The sequence below is a fragment of the Actinoplanes sp. NPDC051388 genome (assembly GCF_055586225.1).
Map to the genome: position 1 here is coordinate 1 of NZ_JBVJIP010000012.1, position 18,456 is coordinate 18,456.

The window sequence follows — 18,456 nt, forward strand, 5'->3', positions numbered from 1 at the left end:
CCCCCCCCCCCCCCCCCCCCCCCCCCCCCCCCCCCCCCCCCCCCCCCCCCCCCCCCCCCCCCCCCCCCCCCCCCCCCCCCCCCCCCCCCCCCCCGAGTCCGGGGTGTAGCACCCGTGCAGAGTATCCGCGACGTTCATGGATGTCGATCGACCTGCCCGTTTGTTCAATTTCTGTTTCACAACCTGACCACCCGGTCGATGGCGGCCCGATCACGGGTAACTAACCTGCCATCATGGACGAGCCGCGGTGGTTGACCGACGAAGAGCAGTTGGTGTGGCGCCGCTTCGTCGCCGTGCTGAGCCGGGTGCCGGCTGCCCTGGAAACCCAGCTGCAGCGGGATTCGGGCCTGACGCACATGGGTTACGTCGTCCTTGTCAGCCTCTCCGAGGAGCCGGACCGCCGCCTCGCGATGAGCAAGCTGGCCAAGCGCGCGACCGCCTCGCTGTCCCGGCTGTCGCACGTGGTGGCGCGGCTGGAGGCGCAGGGCTGGGTGCAGCGGGTGCGTGATCCGGAGGACGGCCGGGTGCAGATCGCGATGCTGACCGACGCCGGCTATGCCAAGGTCGTGGAGTCGGCGCCGGGACATGCCGAGGCCGTGCAGCAGCTGGTGTTCGACCGGCTGACGCCGACCCAGATCAAGCAGCTCGCCAAGGTCTGCGACAGCCTGCTGGAGACGCCGGTCGAAGTGAAGCCGCTGTCTTCGTCGGAGCGCTAGAGCCCTTCCTGCGCCGGTCTTCGCTTGCCGGTCTTCGCTCGCCGGTCTTCGCTCGCCGGTCTTCGCTCGCCGGTCTCGCGTGGCCGCTGTCGTCGCGGCCTGCGGCCGCCGTCTTTTAGAAACGGCCTCCGCCTCCTCGGCGGCCTCCGCCGCCGCTGCTTCGGCTGCTGCTCCCGCTGCTGCCGCCGGTGCGGCGGCTGCGTGAGCCGCTGCCGCCGAAGCCGCCACCGCTCCAGCTGCTGCGCGACCGGCTGCGATAACCGCTCCGATAACCGCCTCCACCGCCGTCGCCGGACAGCAGCCCACCCAGGAACGCCCCGAAGAACGAGTCGTCGGCCGTGTCCGCCGGCTCGTAGCCGCTGCTGAACGACTGCACGTCTGCCCGCGCCACGCGGGTCGCGCTCGCCGCCAGCCGCTGCGCCTGCTGGGCCTCGGTCACCGCGCTCACCGGCTCGGTCGTCGCCAGGCTCTCGGCCAGCGCCAGATGCCGCTCGGCCTCGGAGAGCGTGGCCCGGGCGTTGGTGTTGACCGCGCCTCGGCGGGTGGTGATGTAGCTGTTCGCCGCCGCGACCTCGGACCGCGCCACCGGCAGCGCCTGGGCGAGCAGGCTGCGGGCCCGCGCGGCCCGCTCGGCGGTGTCGCGGGCCTCGGCCAGAGCGTGGTCCAGGGCGGCGTCGGCGGCCTGCAGACGCCCGGACATGGTGATCGGGTCGGACGTCGGAGCGGACAACTCGGCCCGGGCCTCGGTCAGCACCTGCTCGGCGCTGCTTACCGCCGTGCCCAGCTCGTCGGAGGCGGGCGCAGGGCCGGTCAGCGCCGCCCGGCCGGCCGCGACCTCGGCCTCCACCTCGAGGATCAGGGCGTCGGCCGCCTTGCGCGCGGCGTCGAGGTCGGTCACCGCCTGGTGCACCGCGGCGACGAGCTGCTCGGCCTGGTCGACCGCCTGCTCGGCGGCACGCAGCGCGAGGGCGGCCTCGGCCCGATCGCCACCGGGGACGGCGCCGCCGAGGACGTCGGTGGCCGGCTCCACCCCGGTGATGGCGGCTTGTGCCTGGGCCAGCGCGGTCGCCGCGAAACTCAGGCGCTCGCCGGCCTGCGCGACGTTTTGCTCGACGGACGTGACCGTGGGTCCCGCGTACCTCGAAGTGATCGTCTCCAGGGCCGGCGCGGCGCCGGGCAGGGCGGCCGCCACCTCGGCCCGCCGCCGATCCACCTCGGCGGCCACCTCCGCGGCGCGGCCCTCCAGATCGCGGAGCTGGTCGAACGCCTCGGACTCGGCGTCGAGCCGCTGGTCGGCGGCGGTGCAGCGCTCGATGATCAGGGTCAGCGTCTGGCGCCGGGTGGCGAGCTCGGGCGCCGGCTCCTCGTCGAGAGTGGTGCGCAGCCGGAAGGCCTCCGCCACATCGGCGCGGGAGGCCTCGAGCGCCGCGCGGAACCGCTCGGTGGCCGGTGCGCCGTATTGCCCGGTGGCCAGCGCCAGCTCGCGCTCGCTCACCCGCAGATCGTCGTCGAGCTCCAGCAGCAGGGCGTTGGCCTGGGTGGTCAGCTCCTCCAGCGAGGGACCGGGCGGCGGCCCGGTCCACTCGTCGGTCGTCGTGGTCGTCGGCGCGGCCGCCTCGGCTCGGCGGCGGCGCACCACCACCCAGATGATCGCGCCGGCCATCACCACCAGGAAGACGACCAGCACCCAGATCAGCGTTTTCGAGCCGGAGGACGCGACGGCCGCGCGGTAACCATCGGCGCCGGCCACCACCGCGCCGGCCCAGTCGTTGGTGCCGAGCGCGGGCTCGATGTCATCGGCCGCCACCTCGCTGAGCTCGTCGTCGGACAGGCGGGCGTCCTCCGGGAACGAATAGGCATAAGCCCGGTCGGCGGTGGCCACCGCCAGCAGCGCGTCGCGGTCGCCCAGGTCGCTCAGCGACGCCGTCTCGTCGGTCCATTGCTGCGCCGGGAGGCCGTCGAACGACTCGACGAACACCACGAACAGCTGGATGTCGGTCTCGTCCTGCAACCGGGTCAGCGCGGCGTCGACGGCGGACCGCCCGCCGCCGAGCGCGCCGGCCTCGTCGACCACCTGGGCGGCGAGTCGCTGCGGTGGCGTGGCCGCGGCGGGCGCGGGAACGAGCAGCACGACAGCCAGGACGATGAGGGCCGACCAGGTTTGCTTCACGAGGAACAACTTATTGGGGTGGGGGCGGTGGCGCGTACCCGAATCTTTTGCCTGTGGATAACTTCCGGCCGACACCCCGCGACGTGTCAGGATGCACTGGCCCGATGCAAAAGGAAGGTGGTTCGCCGTGAGTCAGCAGGTGCAGGGTGTCATCTCGCGATCAAAGAAGGCGCCGGTCGAGGTGACCACGATCGTCGTCCCCGACCCGGGGCCCGGTGAGGCGGTCGTCAAGATCCAGGCCTGCGGGGTCTGCCACACCGACCTGCACTACCGCGAGGGCGGCATCAACGACGACTATCCGTTCCTGCTGGGCCACGAGGCGGCCGGCGTCGTCGAGTCGGTGGGCGCCGGGGTGACCGACATCGCGCCCGGCGACTTCGTGGTGCTCAACTGGCGTGCGGTGTGCGGCAACTGCCGCGCCTGCGACAAGGGCAAGCCGTGGTACTGCTTCGCCACGCACAACGCGGCGCAGAAGATGACGCTCACCGACGGCACCGAGCTGTCTCCGGCGCTGGGCATCGGCGCGTTCGTGGAGAAGACGCTGGTGCACGCCGGCCAGTGCACCAAGGTGGATCCGCGGGCCCGGCCCGCCGCCGTCGGCCTGCTCGGCTGTGGCGTGATGGCGGGCATCGGCGCGGCGATCAACACCGGCGGTGTCGGCCGCGGCGACTCGATCGCGGTGATCGGCTGCGGCGGGGTCGGCGACGGCGCGATCGTCGGCGCGGCACTGGCCGGCGCCACCACGATCATCGCGATCGACACCGACGACCAGAAACTGGAGTGGGCGCGCAAATTCGGCGCCACCCACACGATCAACGCCCGGGGCGTGGACGTCGTCGAGGCCGTGCGGGCGCTGACCGGCGGTTTCGGCGCCGACGTGGTGGTCGAGGCGGTCGGCCGGCCGGAGACCTACAAGCAGGCGTTCTATGCCCGTGACCTGGCCGGCACCGTGGTGCTGGTCGGCGTGCCGACCCCGGAGATGACCATCGAGCTGCCGCTGCTCGACGTGTTCGGCCGCGGCGGAGCGCTGAAGAGCAGTTGGTACGGCGACTGCCTGCCCAGCCGTGACTTCCCGATGATCACCGAGCTTTACCTGCAGGGCCGGGTCGACCTGGACGCGTTCGTGACCGAGGAGATCCGCCTGGACCAGGTCGAGGAGGCGTTCGCCAAGATGCACACCGGCGGCGTGCTGCGCTCGGTGGTGATCTTCTGATGGCGCGCGTCGACCACGGCGTGACCAGCGGCACGTTCTCGCTGGACGGCCAGACCTTCGACGTGGACAACAACGTCTGGGTGGTCGGCGACGACGAGTCCTGCGTGGTGATCGACGCGCCGCACGACGTCGACGCGATCCTGAGCGTGGTCGGCGGGCGGCGGGTGACCGCGATCCTGCTGACCCACGCGCACGACGACCATGTGCGGGTGGCGCCGGCGCTGGCCGAGGCGACCGGGGCGCCGCTGCATCTGCATCCGGCCGAGGAACCGCTGTGGAAGCTGACGCACCCCGACGTGCCGATGCCGCAGCCGCTGGCCGACGGTCAGGAGATCGCCGGGCTGACCGTGCTGCACACGCCCGGGCACAGCCCGGGCGCGGTCTGCTTCTATTCGGCCGAGCTGGGCTGTGTGTTCACCGGTGACACGCTGTTCCACGGCGGGCCGGGCGCGACCGGGCGGTCCTACAGCGACTACGACACCATCGTGCAGTCGATCAAGGAGCGGCTCTTCACCCTGCCGGGTGCGACCGTGGTCCACACGGGCCACGGTCGCGACACCTTGATCACATCCGAGAGGATATAGCTCCCGCGGCGGCGGGGGCATAGACCGGCGCGGATCGGTCGGCCAGCAGGTCGAGCGTCAGGGCAGCCGTCCAGCTGAAGGTCGGCGCCCCGATGCCCTCGCCGGTGCCGGGGTGGAAATACTCGTAGAAGCCCGAGCGGTGCACCATGCGCAGCATCGACGCGCGCAGGTCTTCCGCCAGGTCGGCGTAGCCGTGCTGCTGGAGCCCGCGGCGCAGCAGCCAGTTCACGTTGATCCAGGTCGGACCGCGCCAGTAACGCACCGGGTCGAAATCGGGCGCGGTGCGGTCGTAACTGGGCACCGGCAGCCCGGTCTGCTCCGGCAGGCCGAACCGGTGCGACGACGCCTCGGCGACGATCGCGGCCGCGTGCTCCGGCGGCAGCGCGGGCAGGATCAGCGGCACCAGGCCGGTGACGCAGCGCGCCGGGCTCAGCATGCCGGTGCGCACGTCGCGCACCCGGAAGGTCCCGGAGTTCGCGTCCCACAAGCGGTCGATCATGGCGGTCGTGATGCGCTGGGCGCGCTCGCGGTGCACGGCCGGGTCGGCTCCGACGACGGTGGCGATCCGGGCCAGCGCCATCTCGGCCGCGCCCAGGATCGAGTTGAAGGACGGGCACTCGACCACGAAGTCGTGCCGGTGCGCGAGATCGGCGTCGGAGTAACCGGACTCCTTGTAATCCACCACCAGATGCACGTAGCGCGCGTAGTCGACGTCGGTCGGCCGGTGCGACGCGTCCGCGACCTCGAGGTCACGACGCTTGTAGCGGGCGAGCAGGCTCATGTCGGCCGGCACCGCGGACATCGCCGCGTCCCACGACGGGCTGTTGTCGACGCCCGACTCCCACGGGTGCACCAGGCTGGCCAGCCCGGCGCCACCCGCGTCGCGCCGGCCGGTCAGATATTCCTGCTGCGCGACGAGGCGCGGGTAGAGCCACTTCAGCTCGTCGACGGCCTGCTGTGCGCAGGCGGCGCCGTGCGACGTCGAGTGGCGGTAGACCTCCCATGCCGCAATCGGGTGCATCGGCGGCTGCACCAGGCCGGTGCTGCCCCGGGCGGGCCGGGAACCGTGCGCGGGAACGTCCCAGAACGCGGGGCCGGGGAAGTAGTCACCTTCCGCCACGCTCGGGTCGAAGACGATGTGCGGCACGCGGCCGTCGGGCCACTGTGCCTCGAAGAGGCTCCGCAGGTCGCGCCAGGCTCGGCCGGGGTTGACATAGGCCAGCCCGATGGCGATGAACGCCGAATCCCAGCTCCACTGGTGCGGATAGAGCCGGCGGGACGGCACGGTGTGGTCGTTGATCCAGTTGATCGAGAGGACTTGCGCGGCGGATTTCCAGAGTTCAGCAGACATTTCCGAAGTCACAGGGCCGGTTGTCGGATCAGGTCTTGTTCGATGCATCTCAACGTAGACCTTTCCGAAGCCCGTGTGACCAAACCCCCTTCATCGGGTGATGGGCGCCCAACCTTAAGGAACGCGGGCGGTCAACTGGCAGAGATCATCAGCCAGAATCGGCTCCGCCGTCCGGCGAGATAGGGCGAATCGAGACGCTTGGCGACGATGCCATCGAGGCCCTGCGCAATCGCTGCGTCCAGGGCGAACGTGCCGCCGCTCGGGAAGTAGGGCGGAGTCTGCCAGTGATCACCGGCGACACCCAGGCCTTCGAGCAGCTCGCGGCGTTCAGCGTACCCGATCGCCTCGACCGTGGCGTGGCCCTCGAGCCACAGCAGGTCGTAGGCGAGGAACTGCACCGGCGTCCGCTCGGCCGCGCGGCGGGCCGCCGCGGCGTCCTTCGGCTCCGTGCGCCGGGACAGCAGCCCGGCCGACGGCGCGGTGCCGTCGAACGCCACGATCTCGCCGTCCAGCACCGCCTCGGTCGGGGCCATCGCGTCGCCCAGGCCACGGATCTCCGGGTACCACGAGGTGACCTCGGCGCCGGTCGCATCCAGCAGTTTCACCCGGCCGCCGGACACGTAGGCCACCGTCCGCCGGCCGGCCCAGCTCATCTCGTAGCCCCACTCGGCGTCGTCGGCCGGCAGCTTGGCGGACCGGGTGGCGGTCATCGGCTCGACCAGGTCGGGCATGCTCTGCCAGCCCGGCTCGGCGGGATCCATCCGGCGCACCATCCAGTCCTTGCCGCCGGTCTGGAAGAAGACGTAACGCCCGGATGTGCGGTCGCCGTGAAAGATGACGCTGATCTCGTCGTCCCGCCACTTGTCCGTCTCGTAGGTGCCTCGATCGTGGATGAACATCCGGCCGCCGCCGTATTCGCCGGCCGGGATCTCGCCGGAGAAGTCGAGGTATTCGAGCGGGTGGTCCTCGGTGTGCTTGGCCAGGTTGTTCCGGCTGCGGTCGCGGGGCGGGCCGCGCGGCACGGCGAACGAGACCAGCACGCCGTTGCGTTCCAGCCGCACGTCCCAGTGCAGGGCGCGGGCGTGATGCTGCTGGATGACGAACCTGTTCTCCCGCTCGCGCGGCTCGGGCCGGCGCTGCGGGACCGGCTCGGGCGTGCGGTTGGCGTCGCGCTTGCGGCGATACTCGTCGAGGCGGTCGCTCACCGGCCCATTGTCGCCGCCGCTCGCCTCGCCGGGAAATTGTCGTACCCCTGTGCGAAGGTCCTTGCATGTATTCGGAACGTCCAGCCGGCCGGTTGCCGCACGTGATCGCCTGGCGATCGCGCGTCCAGCCCGGCCGCAACGCCTCGCGCATCCTCCCCGACGGCTGCATGGACCTGATCTGGCACGACGGCTCGGTCTTCGTCGCCGGGCCGGACACGACCGCCCAATCCTTCGTGACGGTCCGCCCCGGCCGGCTGTTCGGGCTGCGCTTCGCCGCCGGCACGGGTCCGCTGGTCACCGGTGCGCCGGCCGACGAGTTCACCGACCGCCAGGTGCCGCTCGACCAGATCTGGTCGCCGGCCGAGGTGCGCGTCATCGCCGAGTCCGACGATCCGGCGGCCGCTCTCGAGGAGGCGGCGCTGCGCCATTGGCTTGCGCCCGACCCGGCGCTGGTCGAGGTCGCCGCGCGGGCGCGGGCCGGGTGGACGGTCGACGCGATCGCCGGGCGGCTCGGCCTCAGCGCGCGCCAGCTGCACAGACGGGTCAAGACCGGTTTCGGGTACGGGCCGAAGACGCTGACCCGGATCCTGCGTCTGCAGCGGGCGCTCGGCCTGGCCCGCAACGGCACGCCGCTGGCCGAAGTGTCCGCGATCAGTGGCTACGCCGACCAGGCCCACCTCTCCCGAGATGCGCGGGCGCTGGCCGGCGTGCCGATGACGGCGCTGGTCAGATGACTGTCTATGGGAGCCACGCGAAGAGATCGATCACCCGGTTGTCGGGGTCGTAGACCTGGGCGTAACGCTGGCCCCAGACCGCGTCCCACGGCTCCTTGTAACTGCGATGACCCGCGGCGACCAGCGCGGCGTGCGTGCTGTCCACCTCGGCCGCGTCGTCGCAGACGAAGGCGAGAGCGCCACCGCCCTCCGGGTCGCCCGGAGTCCAATTCGGATCAAGCTGCTTCAGCGATTCATGGGAGTCGAACATCAGTCGGATGCCGCCGGGGAGCAGCGCCTCGGCATGCGGCTCCTTGTCCTGCTCGGGTGCGATCTCCAGTCCGAGCGAACGATAGAAGGCGAGGGTGGCGGCCATGTCTGCCGCGGCCAGCCCGATCGCATTGAAAGTGGGTGCCATGCGCTCGACCGTACGAGCAATGTCCATTGCGCGTCTTGAACAAATCGGACGCCGACTTGATCGTGGGTTTCACCCTCCGGTGGCGCCGGGTAGTGTCTTGGCTCCGACGCGTATCCAACTCCCCTCGGAGGCGTTGCTCCGATGACCTTGCGCATCCTCGTCGTGGGCGCCGGCATCGCCGGTCTGGCCGCGGCCAGGGGCCTGCGGGTCGCCGGCTTCCGGCCCGACGTGGTCGAGGAGCTTCCGGCCAGCATGATGCCCGGCGCCGGGATCCATCTCCCCGGCAATGCCACGCGCGCGCTCCGCCTGCTCGGGCTGGACGCGCCGCTGCGCCCGCTCGGCGACCTGATCTTCCGCCAGGTGTTCCTGGACGCGGCCGGCGGACCGCTGTTCGAGCTCGACGTGGCCGCTCTCTGGGCCGGCGTCGGCGAGTCCCGGGTGCTGTCCCGCGGCGATCTCCAGCAGGTGCTGCTCACCGGGGTCGGCGGCGAGGTCCGCTACGACACCGCCGTGCACGACCTGCAGATCGTCGACGGCGCCGCCAAGGTCGAGTTCGCCGGCGGCCGCATGCAGGAATACGACCTGGTGATCGGCGCCGACGGCCGGCGCTCGACGGTGCGGGCCCGGGCCGGGCTCGGCGGTCCCGCGGTGCCCACCGGCCAGATCGTCTACCGCAGCGTGGTCACCGGCGGTCCTCAGCTCAGCGACTGGACGGCCCTGCTCGGGCGGCGCTCGGCGTTCACCGTGATGCCGATGGGCAGCCGGCGGCTGTATTGCTATGCCGACGAGACGGCCGACGCCGACACGCCCAACCCGGCGGACCCCAAGGCGCGGCTGCGCGAGCTGTTCGGCGACTTCGGCGGGCCGGTGCCGGCGATCCTCGACGCGATCGACAAGGTCTCCGTGGCGCGCACCGACGAGGTGGTGCTGGAGAGCTGGTCGCGCGGTCCGGTGCTGCTGGTCGGCGATGCGGCGCACGCCACCGCGCCGACGCTGGCCCAGGGCGCGGCGATGGCCTTCGAGGACGCGGTGGTGCTCGGTGAGGTGCTGCGCGCCACGCCCGACGACATTCCGGCCGCTCTGGCGTCATATGAGGCCCGCCGCCGGCCGCGCTGCGAGCAGGTGCGGGCGCGCACCCGCGAGCGCGACACCTCCCGGGACGTGCCGCCCGCACTGCGCGACCCGATGTTGCGGCGGCGCGGCCAGCAGATCTTCGCGGAGCAGCTGCGCGAGCTGGTCCGACCCATGTGAACGCGCCCTCGCGGTTTGGTCACCCCCCGCCCGCGGTAACCGGATGGGGGACTATTCTGCCTGCGAGGCACGCCTTTTCCTTCGGGCGTACTGAGTGGGACGAACGAGACACCGGAGGCTATTGGTGACGACCGTCGCGCCTAAGCCGATCGTGACCCGGCCATGGCCGGTCCGCCCCCAGGTCAAGGGCTCAGCGATCGCGCGGATTCTGCGCACGACGGACGCGAAGCAGATCGGGATCATGTACATGATCACGGCCTTCGTGTTCTTCATGCTCGGCGGCTTGATGGCGCTGCTGATGCGCGCCGAGCTGGCCCGGCCGGGCATGCAGTTCCTGTCGCCCGAGCAATACAACCAGCTGTTCACCATGCACGGCACGATCATGCTGCTGTTCTTCGCGACGCCGATCGTGTTCGCGTTCGCGAACTTCGTGGTGCCGATCCAGATCGGGGCGCCGGACGTCTCGTTCCCGCGGCTGAACTCGTTCGCATACTGGCTGTATCTGTTCGGCGGCACGATCGCGGTGGCGGGGTTCCTGACCCCTGGTGGGGCGGCGGACTTCGGCTGGTTCGCGTACACGCCGCTCAGCGATGGTCTGCACTCGCCGGGCGTCGGCGGCAACATGTGGGTGGTCGGCCTGGCGATCTCGGGTCTGGGCACCATCCTCGGTGGCGTCAACATGATCACCACGATCCTCACGTTGCGCGCGCCCGGCATGACCATGTTCCGGATGCCGATCATGACGTGGAACATCCTGGTCACGAGCCTGCTGGTGGTCCTGGTCTTCCCGTTCCTGGCCGCCGCGCTGTTCGCATTGGCCGCCGACCGCATCCTCGGCGCCCAGGTCTTCAACGTGGAGACCGGCGGGCCGATGTTGTGGCAGCACCTCTTCTGGTTCTTCGGGCACCCCGAGGTCTACATCGTCGCGCTGCCGTTCTTCGGCATCATCACCGAGGTCATTCCGGTGTTCAGCCGCAAGCCGGTGTTCGGTTACAAGGGCTTGGTCTCGGCCACCCTGCTGATCGCCGCGCTGTCGATGAGCGTGTGGGCGCACCACATGTTCGTCACCGGCCAGGTGCTGCTGCCGTTCTTCAGCTTCCTGAGCTTCCTGATCGCGGTGCCGACGGGCATGAAGTTCTTCGTGTGGATCGGCACGATGTGGCGCGGCCAGATCAGCTTCGAGACACCGATGATGTTCGCCATCGGCTTCCTCGTGACGTTCCTCTTCGGCGGTCTGTCCGGCGTGCTGCTCGCGGCCCCGCCGATCGACTTCCACGTGTCGGACTCCTACTTCGTCATCGCGCACTTCCACTACGTGCTGTTCGGCACGATCGTGTTCGCGGTGTTCGCCGGGATCTATTTCTGGTTCCCGAAGATGTTCGGGCGGATGCTCGACGACCGGCTGGGCAAGGTGCACTTCTGGCTCACCTTCTTCGGCTTCCACGCCACCTTCCTGGTGCAGCACTGGCTGGGCACCGAGGGCATGCCCCGGCGTTATGCGGACTACCTGCCCAGTGACGGCTTCACGTTCCTGAACACGTTCTCGACACTCGGCTCGTTCGTGCTGGGGCTGTCGACGCTGCCGTTCATCTACAACGTGTGGAAGTCCTACAAGGTCGGCCAGCTCGTCACGGTCGACGACCCCTGGGGGCACGGCAACTCGCTCGAGTGGGCCACCTCGTGCCCGCCGCCGCTGCGTAACTTCGACCGGATGCCGCGCATCCGCTCGGAGCGCCCGGCCTTCGACGCGAAATTCCCCGAGCTCGCCGCCGGACCACACCTGGCGGGCCCACCCGAGGGCGGCGCACGCCCGCTGACCAGCGAGTCGGACGGCGGCGCGACCTACCAGGAAGATGTCGGTTCTGACGTCGACGAGAAGAAGTAGCCCGAACGGCCCGCCCACCGGCGGGCCGTTCCGCTTTCAGCGGTCGGGCTTGAAGACCGTGAACGGCGCGGCCCACAGGTCGATCGGGAAGCGGAGACCCGTCCACTGCCGCAGGATCTCGGTCGCGCAGATCTCGCCGTCGCGGTCGTCGCGCGCCGCCAGGGCCAGGCACTCGTCGAGGCCGCGCGCCTCGGTGACCGGCCGGCTGTCGCGCCAGTGCAGGGCGATCGGCTCGGTGGCGATCCGCACCACGTGCAGGTCGGTCGAGCGGGACGACTCCCGCAGGTGGAAGGCGTCGCCGGACAGTCGGCAGTTGATGTCCACGGCGACCGCCCACGGCCCGATGACGGTCGCGCCCAAGCCGCCGTAGAGCCCGGGGGAGACGGCCACGCCGAAGCGCACCTCATTCTTCGTCTCCACCAGCACGTCCGGCAGGGCGAGGCCGAGGCGGCCGGTCCGCACCACGATGACCTCGATCTCCCTGGTCATCGCGCCGCCGCCGGCAGCTGGAAGTGGCGGAACGTCGCGTCCGCCAGGTCATCCGGGAACCGCAGGCCGGTGCGCTCGGCGAGCAGCTCGATCGCGCAGGCTTCGCCGTCGTTGTCGTCGTTGGGCGCCAGCTCGAAGCAGGCCTGCCGAGTGTGCAGATCCCGCAGGCGGCTGCCGTCCCGGAAGTCCATCACGGCCGGGTCGAAGGCGATCCGGATCAGGTGCAGGTCGGTGCCGGCCGACGCGCCGGCCAGATGATGCGGGGCTCCGGCGAGGCGCCCGCCGACGTCGAGGACGACCCCCCACGGACCGATCGTGGTGGTCGACATGCCCTGGTTCCGGGCCGGTGATACCGCCTCCTCGAAACTGAGCACTTCACCGGTCGGCCGCAGCACGTCCGGCACGACTCGGTCGACGTCCGCGGTGCGGGCCGCGACCAGCAGGATGCTCCACGACATCGCCGCAGCCTAGAGAGCCTGGTCAAGCCCGAAATTCCGGCGCTTCGCCGGATCGCCGGGACTATGGTCGCGGCCATGGATCGGATCGAGTTCGAGGTCGTGGAGATCACCGATTTCGGTACGGTCGCCCGCACGGTGATGCCGCACGTCAACGGCCGTCCGCTGGTCGACCTGGCCCGCGAGGTCGAGGAGCCCCAGGCGGCCGCCGATCCACCGTCGCCGGCTGGTGGTTACCTGGGACTCGGCCTGTCGACCTGCGCCTGGCCCGGCCGCCACTTCCTCGGCGAGCCGGCGCGCACCGGCGCCGACGACGCCCGCACCGTCCTGCTCGGCTGCCAGTGCGGCGACTGGGAATGCTGGCCGCTCCGCGCCCGGGTGACCGTCGACGAAGACCAGGTCGAGTGGTCCGACTTCCAGCAGCCACACCGAGAGAACTGGGACTACACCGGCTTGGGCCCGTTCCGCTTCGACCGGCAAGCCTACGAACAGGCCCTCCGCTCCATCTGACCCCATCGGGGGCGAAGCGTGGTTTCTGCTCACGCAGCCGGCAGGCGAGCGCTAGCGAGCCGGTGCCTGGCGGGAGCGACGTCTCGGACCACGACGGACCCGAGCAATCCTGATCTTGATCTTGAATGGCGTTCGCGGGACGTGACGCTCGTCTAACTCACTCGAAACATGTCGTACCCGAGCGAGAGGATGTCTGGCGGAGGTTAGGACCGTCATGACACTCACGCCTTACCGCGAGACCCTCGCCCTGCGCGGCATCAAGTCGTTGCTGGTGGTGGCCACGCTGGCACGCATTCCGATCGCCGCGGGCACGGTGACGCTGACTTTGCACGTGGTGCAGGACCTTGGCCTGGGTTATTTCCTGGCCGGGCTGGTCGGCGCCGCCTTCACGATCGGCGGGTCGCTCGGTGCGCCGGTGATGGGCCGGATCACCGACCGTAAGGGTCTGCGGCCGGTGCTCATGCTGACCACGGTCGCCGAGTGCCTGTTCTGGTTCTCGTCTCCCTCGATGCCCTATTGGGCGCTGCTGACCACGGCCCTGTTCAGCGGGTTCCTGGCGTTGCCGGCGTTCGCGGTGGCCCGCCAGTCGATCGCCGCGCTCGCGCCGGAGTCGCATCGGCTGCCGGCGTTCGCGCTCGACTCGATCACCACCGAGCTGTCGTTCATGGCGGGCCCGGCGCTCGGCGTGCTGATCGCGACCGGGGCGGGCGGGCACATCGCGATGTATGCGGTGGGCGCCGGCATCCTGGTCTCCGGCATCGGGCTCTACCTGCTCGACCCGCCGATCCGCAGCAAGGACGAGGGTCCGATCTCTTCGTCGGTGCGCATCCCGCGACGCGACTGGCTCAAGCCGCGCCTGGTCGGCGTGCTGGCCATCACCGCGGCGGCCACGATCGTGCTGAGCGGCACCGACGTGGCGGTGGTGGCGGTGCTGCGCGAGTCCGGTGAGATCGAGTGGACCGGCGCGGTGCTCGGCTTGTGGGCGGCATATTCGCTGGTCGGCGGGTTCGCCTACGGCACGATCAAGCGCGGGTTGTCGCCGCTGACGCTGTTCGCCCCGATGGCGCTGCTGACCATCCCGATCGGGCTCGGCGGCGGACACTGGTGGTTGCTGGCCCTGCTGATCATCCCGGCCGGAGCGCTGTGCGCGCCGACGATCACGGCGACGGCCGACGCGGTCAGCCGGATGATCCCGGCGGGTGCCCGAGGCGAGGCCATGGGGTGGCACAACTCGGCCTTGACGGTCGGTGTCGCCCTGGGCGCGCCGCTGGCCGGAGTGGTGATGGACTGGCAGTCGCCGCCGTGGGGGTTCGCCGCCGTCGGTGGGGTGGGCGTCTTGGTGGCGCTGCTGGTGTTGCCCGCCGAGCTGCGCCGCCGCCACGCGGACGCCGCGGCGCCGACTTCTCCGGCGCCGCTGGACTCGGCGGCGGCCTCGGAGCCGGGATCGGCCGCAAATTCCGCTGCGGCCGAGAGCAACGGCGGCCCGGCGATGGAACGAGAGCCGGTTGCGGCGCTCGACACGGGTGCGGCGGGGCCGGCCACGGAGATCCCCACGGTGAACAGCCGCCTCTGACCTCCCTCGCGCGCCCGCGCAGCCCTCATGGCAAATGCCGACGCGCCGAGCGGCCCGAAGTAGCTCATGGCCGCCCGGGTGCGGGGCTTGGGGTTGCTCGGGTTGGCCGGGTGCGGGGATGTGGCTGGGGTTGCTCGGGTTGGCTGTGCGCGGCATGTGGCCGGAGTCGCTCGGGTTGGCCGTGCGCGGCATGTGGCCGGAGTCGCTCAGGTTGGCCGTGCGCGGCCGCGGTTTGCAGCCAGACCGGCCTCTTTTGCGCAGTGCGAGCGCCTGACCGTGCCGCGTGCCGTCAGGACTGATCGCACCCACCCGGGTCGCGGCAGGTCACGCGGTTGAGCGCCGTGCCGCCGGCCATCGGGTCGTCCTTGGCGGTCAACGCAGGGCGGTCAGCAGCTGGTCCATGTCTGCGGCAAGGGCGTGGAGCCTTGCCAGGGTGGCGGCCACCTCGGCGCTGCCCAGTGGGGTGTCGGGTCGATGGTCGGCGTTGTAGTCGAGCCAGCCGCCCTGGGCGGCCACCCAGCCTGCGAACACCCACTCGCTCGGTTCGGTCTCGATGTCACCGGCCCGTTTGAAGGCCTGGATCGCCTCGGCGAAGGCGGCCGGCGTCCCGTCGGACCAGTCGAGAGCCAGGGCGACGGCCTCGTGGACGGCGCCGATCGGGCCGGCGGCGTCCCAGTCGATCGCGATCAGGGTGCCGTCGGCGCGTAGGAGGGTGTTCTTCCGGTCCAGGTCGCGGTGGCTGTCGACGACCAGGATGCGGGGCGGGCCGTTGCTCACCCGGCGGGACAGATCGGCGAGATCCGGTCCCCAGCGGTCCGCGTTCCAGCCGGTCTCCGGCGGCGGAGCCCATCGCCGGGCGCCGGCGGCGTGGATTCGCGCCAGCAACTCCGCGGCCGCGGTGATGTGATCGGCGGCCGGGTGGCCGTCCACCCAGTCGTGCACGCGGAAGAGCGAACCCCCGACCCGCGCCAGCGCCCGCCCGGTGGCCGGATCGGGCACCGGCCGCGGCATCGGCACACCGGCGGACCAGGCGCGTTGTTCGATCGCGTGGGCCGCTTCGACGTTCGCGACGAAGTCGGGAAGCTCGGCGTTGACCACCATCCGCTTGACCGCGAACTCGCCGGCCGTCGTGCGCACCCGCCACAGCTCATTGGACAGACCGCCGGTCACCCGTTCCGGCTCGGCCGCGAGCTCACCAAGCGCAAACCGGTCCACCACCAGGGCCATCACCACCGCATGATCGTCGCGGCAGCACCCCACGTTCCGCCACCGGTTTCCGCCCGCCGATCGCCATGTGGCTGCGCCCTGCGTTGGAGTGGCGACACAGGGCGCCATTCGGCCTGGTCACTGCGGTCCCGCCCGATGTGTGGGGGGCGTTCGGGACTGGTGGGGCGAGGCGCTGCCGGCCTGGTCATCGGGGGTGATGACCGGCGAGCCGTTGCGCGGTGGCACGGGCCGTCAGGTTCGCTCATCGACCGGGTGCCGGTGGTGGCGGCGGACGCGCTTGGAGTTCAGCTGGCGCCGCCGATGTGGTCACCGGATGGTGGCCTGGCGTGGTGGGGGCGGTGGTGGTGCCCAACGGCGAGAGTCGTTAGGGCTCGTCGAACGACTGGCGGCTGGGGGTGTGTTGCCGGCGTGGTGGTGCCGGGTGGCAAGGGCCGTCAAGGTTGGTCGTCGAACTGGGGCCCGTGGTGGCGATCGAGGCGCTTCGGAACTCGGCCAGTGTCATCGCCGACGTGGTCGACGGGTTGGTGGCCGGCGTGGTGGTGTCTGGCGGCAAGGGCCGTCAGGGAGGTCGAACGACCGGGATGCCGGTGGTGGCGGGGAGACACGCTCGGAAGTCAGCCGGCGTCGCCTTCGATGTGGTCAACCGGAGTGGTGGCCGGCTTGGTGAGGGCGGTGGTGGTGGCCGGTGGCAAGGCCGTGAGGACTGTTCGACGACCGGGGTGCTGGTGGTGGCGGCAGACGCCTGGAACTCGGCCGGCGCCGCCGCCGACCTGGTCAACGGGTGATGATCGGCGTGGGGTGGTGGCCGGTGGCGAGGGACGTCAGGGTTGGTCGACTACCGGGGTGCCGGTGGTGGCGACCGCCGCGCTTTCGAACTCGGCCAGCGCTGCCGCCGTTGTCTCCTGGGCCACTCCCGCCGTCAGTTCCAGCAGGACCGTGGTCGCGAAGCCTGCCGCTGCCGCGTCCAGCGCCGTCGCTCGGACGCAATGGTCGGTCGCGATGCCGACGACCTCGACCTCGGACACCGACCTGGCCCGGAGCCAGTCGGCCAGGCCCTCGCCCGCGTCCGTGTGGCCCTCGAAGCCCGAGTATGCCGCCTGATGCTCGCCCTTGTGGAAGACCGCCTCGATGCGCTCCTGGGTCAGCATCGGGTGGAACTCGGACCCGTCCGTGCCGACCACACAGTGCGCCGGCCACGACGACACGAAATCCGGGTGGTCGCTGAAGTGCGCGCCCGGGTCGATGTGCCAGTCCTTGGTGGCGACCACGTGGTCCCACCTCTGGCCGGCCCGGTCCAGGACCAGGGAGATGCCCGCGGCGACGGCCGCGCCCCCGGCCACCGGCAGGGAGCCGCCCTCGCAGAAGTCGTTCTGCACGTCGACGATGATCAGCGCACGCGTCACAACCGGAACCCTATGCGATCGTGACCGGAACTGCCGGGTCTCCGGCGGACAGCTTCAGCCCCTCCCACGGGATGGAGATCAGGCACTGCCGCAGGTGCTCGCGGGACTCGGCCAGGGTCGCCGCGGGCAGGGGCTCGCCGCCGGCGATGAACGAGTGCTGCAGCAACCGGTCGTTCGGCTCGTGGTCGGGCACGCCCTGGGAGACGATCACCTCTTCGGTGGCCGTACCCGTGGGCTTGTGCCTTCTGATCGCGGTCTTGCGACCGCCGACCGTGGCCTTGTGCTCCGAGCGCTTGACCACCGGGCGGCCCTCGACCTCGACCAGCTTGTAGACCAGGCCGGCGGTGGGCGCCCCCGAACCCGTGACCACGGCGGTGCCGGCGCCATAGATGTCCACCGGCTCGGCGGCCAGCGAGGCGATCGAGTATTCGTCCATGTCGCCGGAGACCACGATCTTGGTCTCGGTGGCGCCGAGCGAGTCGAGCAGCTCGCGGGAGTGCTGGGCCAGCACCGACAGGTCGCCGGAGTCGATCCGGATGGCGCGCAGGTCGGGACCGGCCACGGCGATCGCGTTACGGATGCCCTGGGCGATGTCGTACGTGTCCACGAGCAGCGTCGTGTTCTTCCCCAGCGCCGCCACCTGCGACGTGAACGCGGCCACCTCGTCGTCGTGCAACAGCGTGTACGCATGCGCGGAAGTCCCGGTGGTCGGAATCCCGAACCGCCCGCCCGCCGCCAGATTGGACGTGGACGAGAACCCGGCCAGGTAAGACGCCCGGGCCGACGCCACGGCCGCCTCCTCGTGCGTGCGCCGGGAACCCATCTCGATGATCGGACGCCCGCGCGCGGCAGTCACCATGCGTGCCGCCGCGGCCGCAATCGCACTGTCGTGGTTGAGCACCGACAGCACCAGCGTCTCGAGCACCACGCACTCGGCGAACGACCCGGAAACGGTCAGAATGGGCGAGCCGGGGAAGAACAGCTCACCCTCGGCGTAACCGTCCACGTCGCCGGTGAAGCGGTAGTCACGCAGCCAGGCCGCGGTGGACTCGTCGACGATGCCGGCCGTGCGCAGGAAGTCGATCTCCGCCGGTTCGAAGCGGAAGTCGCGGATCAGGTCGATCAGCCGCCCGGTGCCGGCCACCACGCCGTAACGACGGCCGGTCGGCAACCGCCGCGCGAACACCTCGAACACGCACGCCCGCCCGGCGGTGCCGTCCCGCAGCGCGGCACTGACCATGGTCAGCTCGTAGTGGTCGGTCAGCAGAGCGGGCGCGAAGTCGGTCACAGAGC

The 18,456-nt window shown here is 71.0% G+C and carries 18 protein-coding genes; 9 read left to right on the forward strand and 9 right to left on the reverse strand.

Going from position 1 to position 18,456, the window contains the following annotated elements; translation table 11 throughout:
• Window positions 1-233: 233 nt before the first annotated feature.
• A complete protein-coding gene (locus tag ACZ6TI_RS27735) occupies window positions 234-716 on the forward strand; it encodes a MarR family winged helix-turn-helix transcriptional regulator (RefSeq protein ID WP_465348089.1) in 483 nt (160 codons plus the stop codon).
• Window positions 717-831: 115 nt separating this feature from the next.
• Here ACZ6TI_RS27735 and ACZ6TI_RS27740 read toward each other — a convergent pair whose 3' ends face one another.
• A complete protein-coding gene (locus ACZ6TI_RS27740) occupies window positions 832-2,886 on the reverse strand; it encodes a TPM domain-containing protein (RefSeq protein WP_465348090.1) in 2,055 nt (684 codons plus the stop codon).
• A 127-nt stretch (window positions 2,887-3,013) separates the two neighbouring features.
• Between ACZ6TI_RS27740 and ACZ6TI_RS27745 the strand changes: the two genes are divergently transcribed.
• On the forward strand, window positions 3,014-4,099 hold the full coding sequence (locus ACZ6TI_RS27745; protein ID WP_465348091.1) for an S-(hydroxymethyl)mycothiol dehydrogenase: 1,086 nt from the start codon (window positions 3,014-3,016) through the stop codon (window positions 4,097-4,099).
• The gene (locus ACZ6TI_RS27750) at window positions 4,096-4,683 is read left to right on the forward strand and encodes an MBL fold metallo-hydrolase (protein ID WP_465348400.1); all 588 of its coding nucleotides are present in this window, start codon (window positions 4,096-4,098) and stop codon (window positions 4,681-4,683) included. Before ACZ6TI_RS27745 ends, ACZ6TI_RS27750 begins: the two co-directional genes overlap by 4 nt.
• Here ACZ6TI_RS27750 and ACZ6TI_RS27755 read toward each other — a convergent pair.
• Entirely contained in the window at window positions 4,664-6,034 is a 1,371-nt protein-coding gene (locus tag ACZ6TI_RS27755) for an MGH1-like glycoside hydrolase domain-containing protein (RefSeq protein ID WP_465348092.1), read from the reverse strand. The two genes, ACZ6TI_RS27750 and ACZ6TI_RS27755, sit on opposite strands and share 20 nt — an antisense overlap.
• 131 nt (window positions 6,035-6,165) lie before the next feature.
• A complete protein-coding gene (locus ACZ6TI_RS27760) occupies window positions 6,166-7,239 on the reverse strand; it encodes a DNA polymerase ligase N-terminal domain-containing protein (RefSeq protein ID WP_465348093.1) in 1,074 nt (357 codons plus the stop codon).
• Window positions 7,240-7,304: 65 nt separating this feature from the next.
• On the opposite strand from ACZ6TI_RS27760, the gene ACZ6TI_RS27765 reads away from it, so the two are divergent.
• Window positions 7,305-7,973: a helix-turn-helix domain-containing protein gene (locus ACZ6TI_RS27765; RefSeq protein ID WP_465348094.1), complete on the forward strand. Its 669-nt coding sequence runs from the start codon at window positions 7,305-7,307 to the stop codon at window positions 7,971-7,973.
• A 4-nt stretch (window positions 7,974-7,977) separates the two neighbouring features.
• On the opposite strand, the gene ACZ6TI_RS27770 is transcribed toward ACZ6TI_RS27765, so the two are convergent.
• Window positions 7,978-8,370: a VOC family protein gene (locus tag ACZ6TI_RS27770; protein WP_465348095.1), complete on the reverse strand. Its 393-nt coding sequence runs from the start codon at window positions 8,368-8,370 to the stop codon at window positions 7,978-7,980.
• 141 nt (window positions 8,371-8,511) lie between these two features.
• Here ACZ6TI_RS27770 and ACZ6TI_RS27775 point away from each other — a divergent pair, with 141 nt between their 5' ends.
• Both ACZ6TI_RS27775 and ctaD read left to right on the forward strand, forming a co-directional pair.
• Window positions 8,512-9,621: an FAD-dependent monooxygenase gene (locus ACZ6TI_RS27775; RefSeq protein WP_465348096.1), complete on the forward strand. Its 1,110-nt coding sequence runs from the start codon at window positions 8,512-8,514 to the stop codon at window positions 9,619-9,621.
• Window positions 9,622-9,745: 124 nt separating this feature from the next.
• Window positions 9,746-11,506: an aa3-type cytochrome oxidase subunit I gene (ctaD, locus tag ACZ6TI_RS27780; protein WP_465348097.1), complete on the forward strand. Its 1,761-nt coding sequence runs from the start codon at window positions 9,746-9,748 to the stop codon at window positions 11,504-11,506.
• Window positions 11,507-11,542: 36 nt separating this feature from the next.
• Here the strand turns inward: ctaD and ACZ6TI_RS27785 are convergent, their stop codons facing one another.
• Window positions 11,543-11,995, reverse strand: a complete 453-nt coding sequence (locus tag ACZ6TI_RS27785) for a hypothetical protein (protein WP_465348098.1) — start codon at window positions 11,993-11,995, stop codon at window positions 11,543-11,545.
• Window positions 11,992-12,453, reverse strand: coding sequence for a hypothetical protein (locus ACZ6TI_RS27790; protein WP_465348099.1), 462 nt, complete (start codon window positions 12,451-12,453; stop codon window positions 11,992-11,994). Before ACZ6TI_RS27790 ends, ACZ6TI_RS27785 begins: the two co-directional genes overlap by 4 nt.
• Window positions 12,454-12,528: 75 nt before the next feature.
• On the opposite strand from ACZ6TI_RS27790, the gene ACZ6TI_RS27795 reads away from it, so the two are divergent.
• Together ACZ6TI_RS27795 and ACZ6TI_RS27800 are read left to right on the forward strand one after the other, a co-directional pair.
• Entirely contained in the window at window positions 12,529-12,960 is a 432-nt protein-coding gene (locus tag ACZ6TI_RS27795; RefSeq protein WP_465348100.1) for a hypothetical protein, read from the forward strand.
• A gap of 214 nt (window positions 12,961-13,174) precedes the next feature.
• The gene (locus ACZ6TI_RS27800; protein WP_465348101.1) at window positions 13,175-14,533 is read left to right on the forward strand and encodes an MFS transporter; all 1,359 of its coding nucleotides are present in this window, start codon (window positions 13,175-13,177) and stop codon (window positions 14,531-14,533) included.
• A 372-nt stretch (window positions 14,534-14,905) separates the two neighbouring features.
• Here ACZ6TI_RS27800 and ACZ6TI_RS27805 read toward each other — a convergent pair whose 3' ends face one another.
• Entirely contained in the window at window positions 14,906-15,760 is an 855-nt protein-coding gene (locus ACZ6TI_RS27805; protein WP_465348401.1) for an aminoglycoside phosphotransferase family protein, read from the reverse strand.
• Between the two features lie 464 nt (window positions 15,761-16,224).
• On the opposite strand from ACZ6TI_RS27805, the gene ACZ6TI_RS27810 reads away from it, so the two are divergent.
• Entirely contained in the window at window positions 16,225-16,545 is a 321-nt protein-coding gene (locus ACZ6TI_RS27810) for a hypothetical protein (protein ID WP_465348102.1), read from the forward strand.
• A 36-nt stretch (window positions 16,546-16,581) separates the two neighbouring features.
• On the opposite strand, the gene ACZ6TI_RS27815 is transcribed toward ACZ6TI_RS27810, so the two are convergent.
• Window positions 16,582-17,163, reverse strand: coding sequence for an isochorismatase family protein (locus tag ACZ6TI_RS27815; protein ID WP_465348103.1), 582 nt, complete (start codon window positions 17,161-17,163; stop codon window positions 16,582-16,584).
• A gap of 10 nt (window positions 17,164-17,173) precedes the next feature.
• Window positions 17,174-18,451, reverse strand: a complete 1,278-nt coding sequence (locus tag ACZ6TI_RS27820) for a nicotinate phosphoribosyltransferase (RefSeq protein ID WP_465348104.1) — start codon at window positions 18,449-18,451, stop codon at window positions 17,174-17,176.
• Window positions 18,452-18,456: the final 5 nt, after the last annotated feature.

Excerpts from the sequence above, each read along its gene's own strand:
- ACZ6TI_RS27805 (WP_465348401.1), bottom strand. The coding sequence starts at position 15,760 with ATGGCCCTGGTGGTGGACCGGTTTGCGCTTGGTGAGCTCGCGGCCGAG.
- ACZ6TI_RS27775 (WP_465348096.1), top strand. The coding sequence starts at position 8,512 with ATGACCTTGCGCATCCTCGTCGTGGGCGCCGGCATCGCCGGTCTGGCC.
- ACZ6TI_RS27790 (WP_465348099.1), bottom strand. The coding sequence starts at position 12,453 with ATGTCGTGGAGCATCCTGCTGGTCGCGGCCCGCACCGCGGACGTCGAC.
- ACZ6TI_RS27795 (WP_465348100.1), top strand. The coding sequence starts at position 12,529 with ATGGATCGGATCGAGTTCGAGGTCGTGGAGATCACCGATTTCGGTACG.
- ACZ6TI_RS27770 (WP_465348095.1), bottom strand. The coding sequence starts at position 8,370 with ATGGCACCCACTTTCAATGCGATCGGGCTGGCCGCGGCAGACATGGCC.
- ACZ6TI_RS27765 (WP_465348094.1), top strand. The coding sequence starts at position 7,305 with ATGTATTCGGAACGTCCAGCCGGCCGGTTGCCGCACGTGATCGCCTGG.
- ACZ6TI_RS27755 (WP_465348092.1), bottom strand. The coding sequence starts at position 6,034 with ATGTCTGCTGAACTCTGGAAATCCGCCGCGCAAGTCCTCTCGATCAAC.
- ACZ6TI_RS27735 (WP_465348089.1), top strand. The coding sequence starts at position 234 with ATGGACGAGCCGCGGTGGTTGACCGACGAAGAGCAGTTGGTGTGGCGC.
- ACZ6TI_RS27785 (WP_465348098.1), bottom strand. The coding sequence starts at position 11,995 with ATGACCAGGGAGATCGAGGTCATCGTGGTGCGGACCGGCCGCCTCGGC.
- ACZ6TI_RS27800 (WP_465348101.1), top strand. The coding sequence starts at position 13,175 with ATGACACTCACGCCTTACCGCGAGACCCTCGCCCTGCGCGGCATCAAG.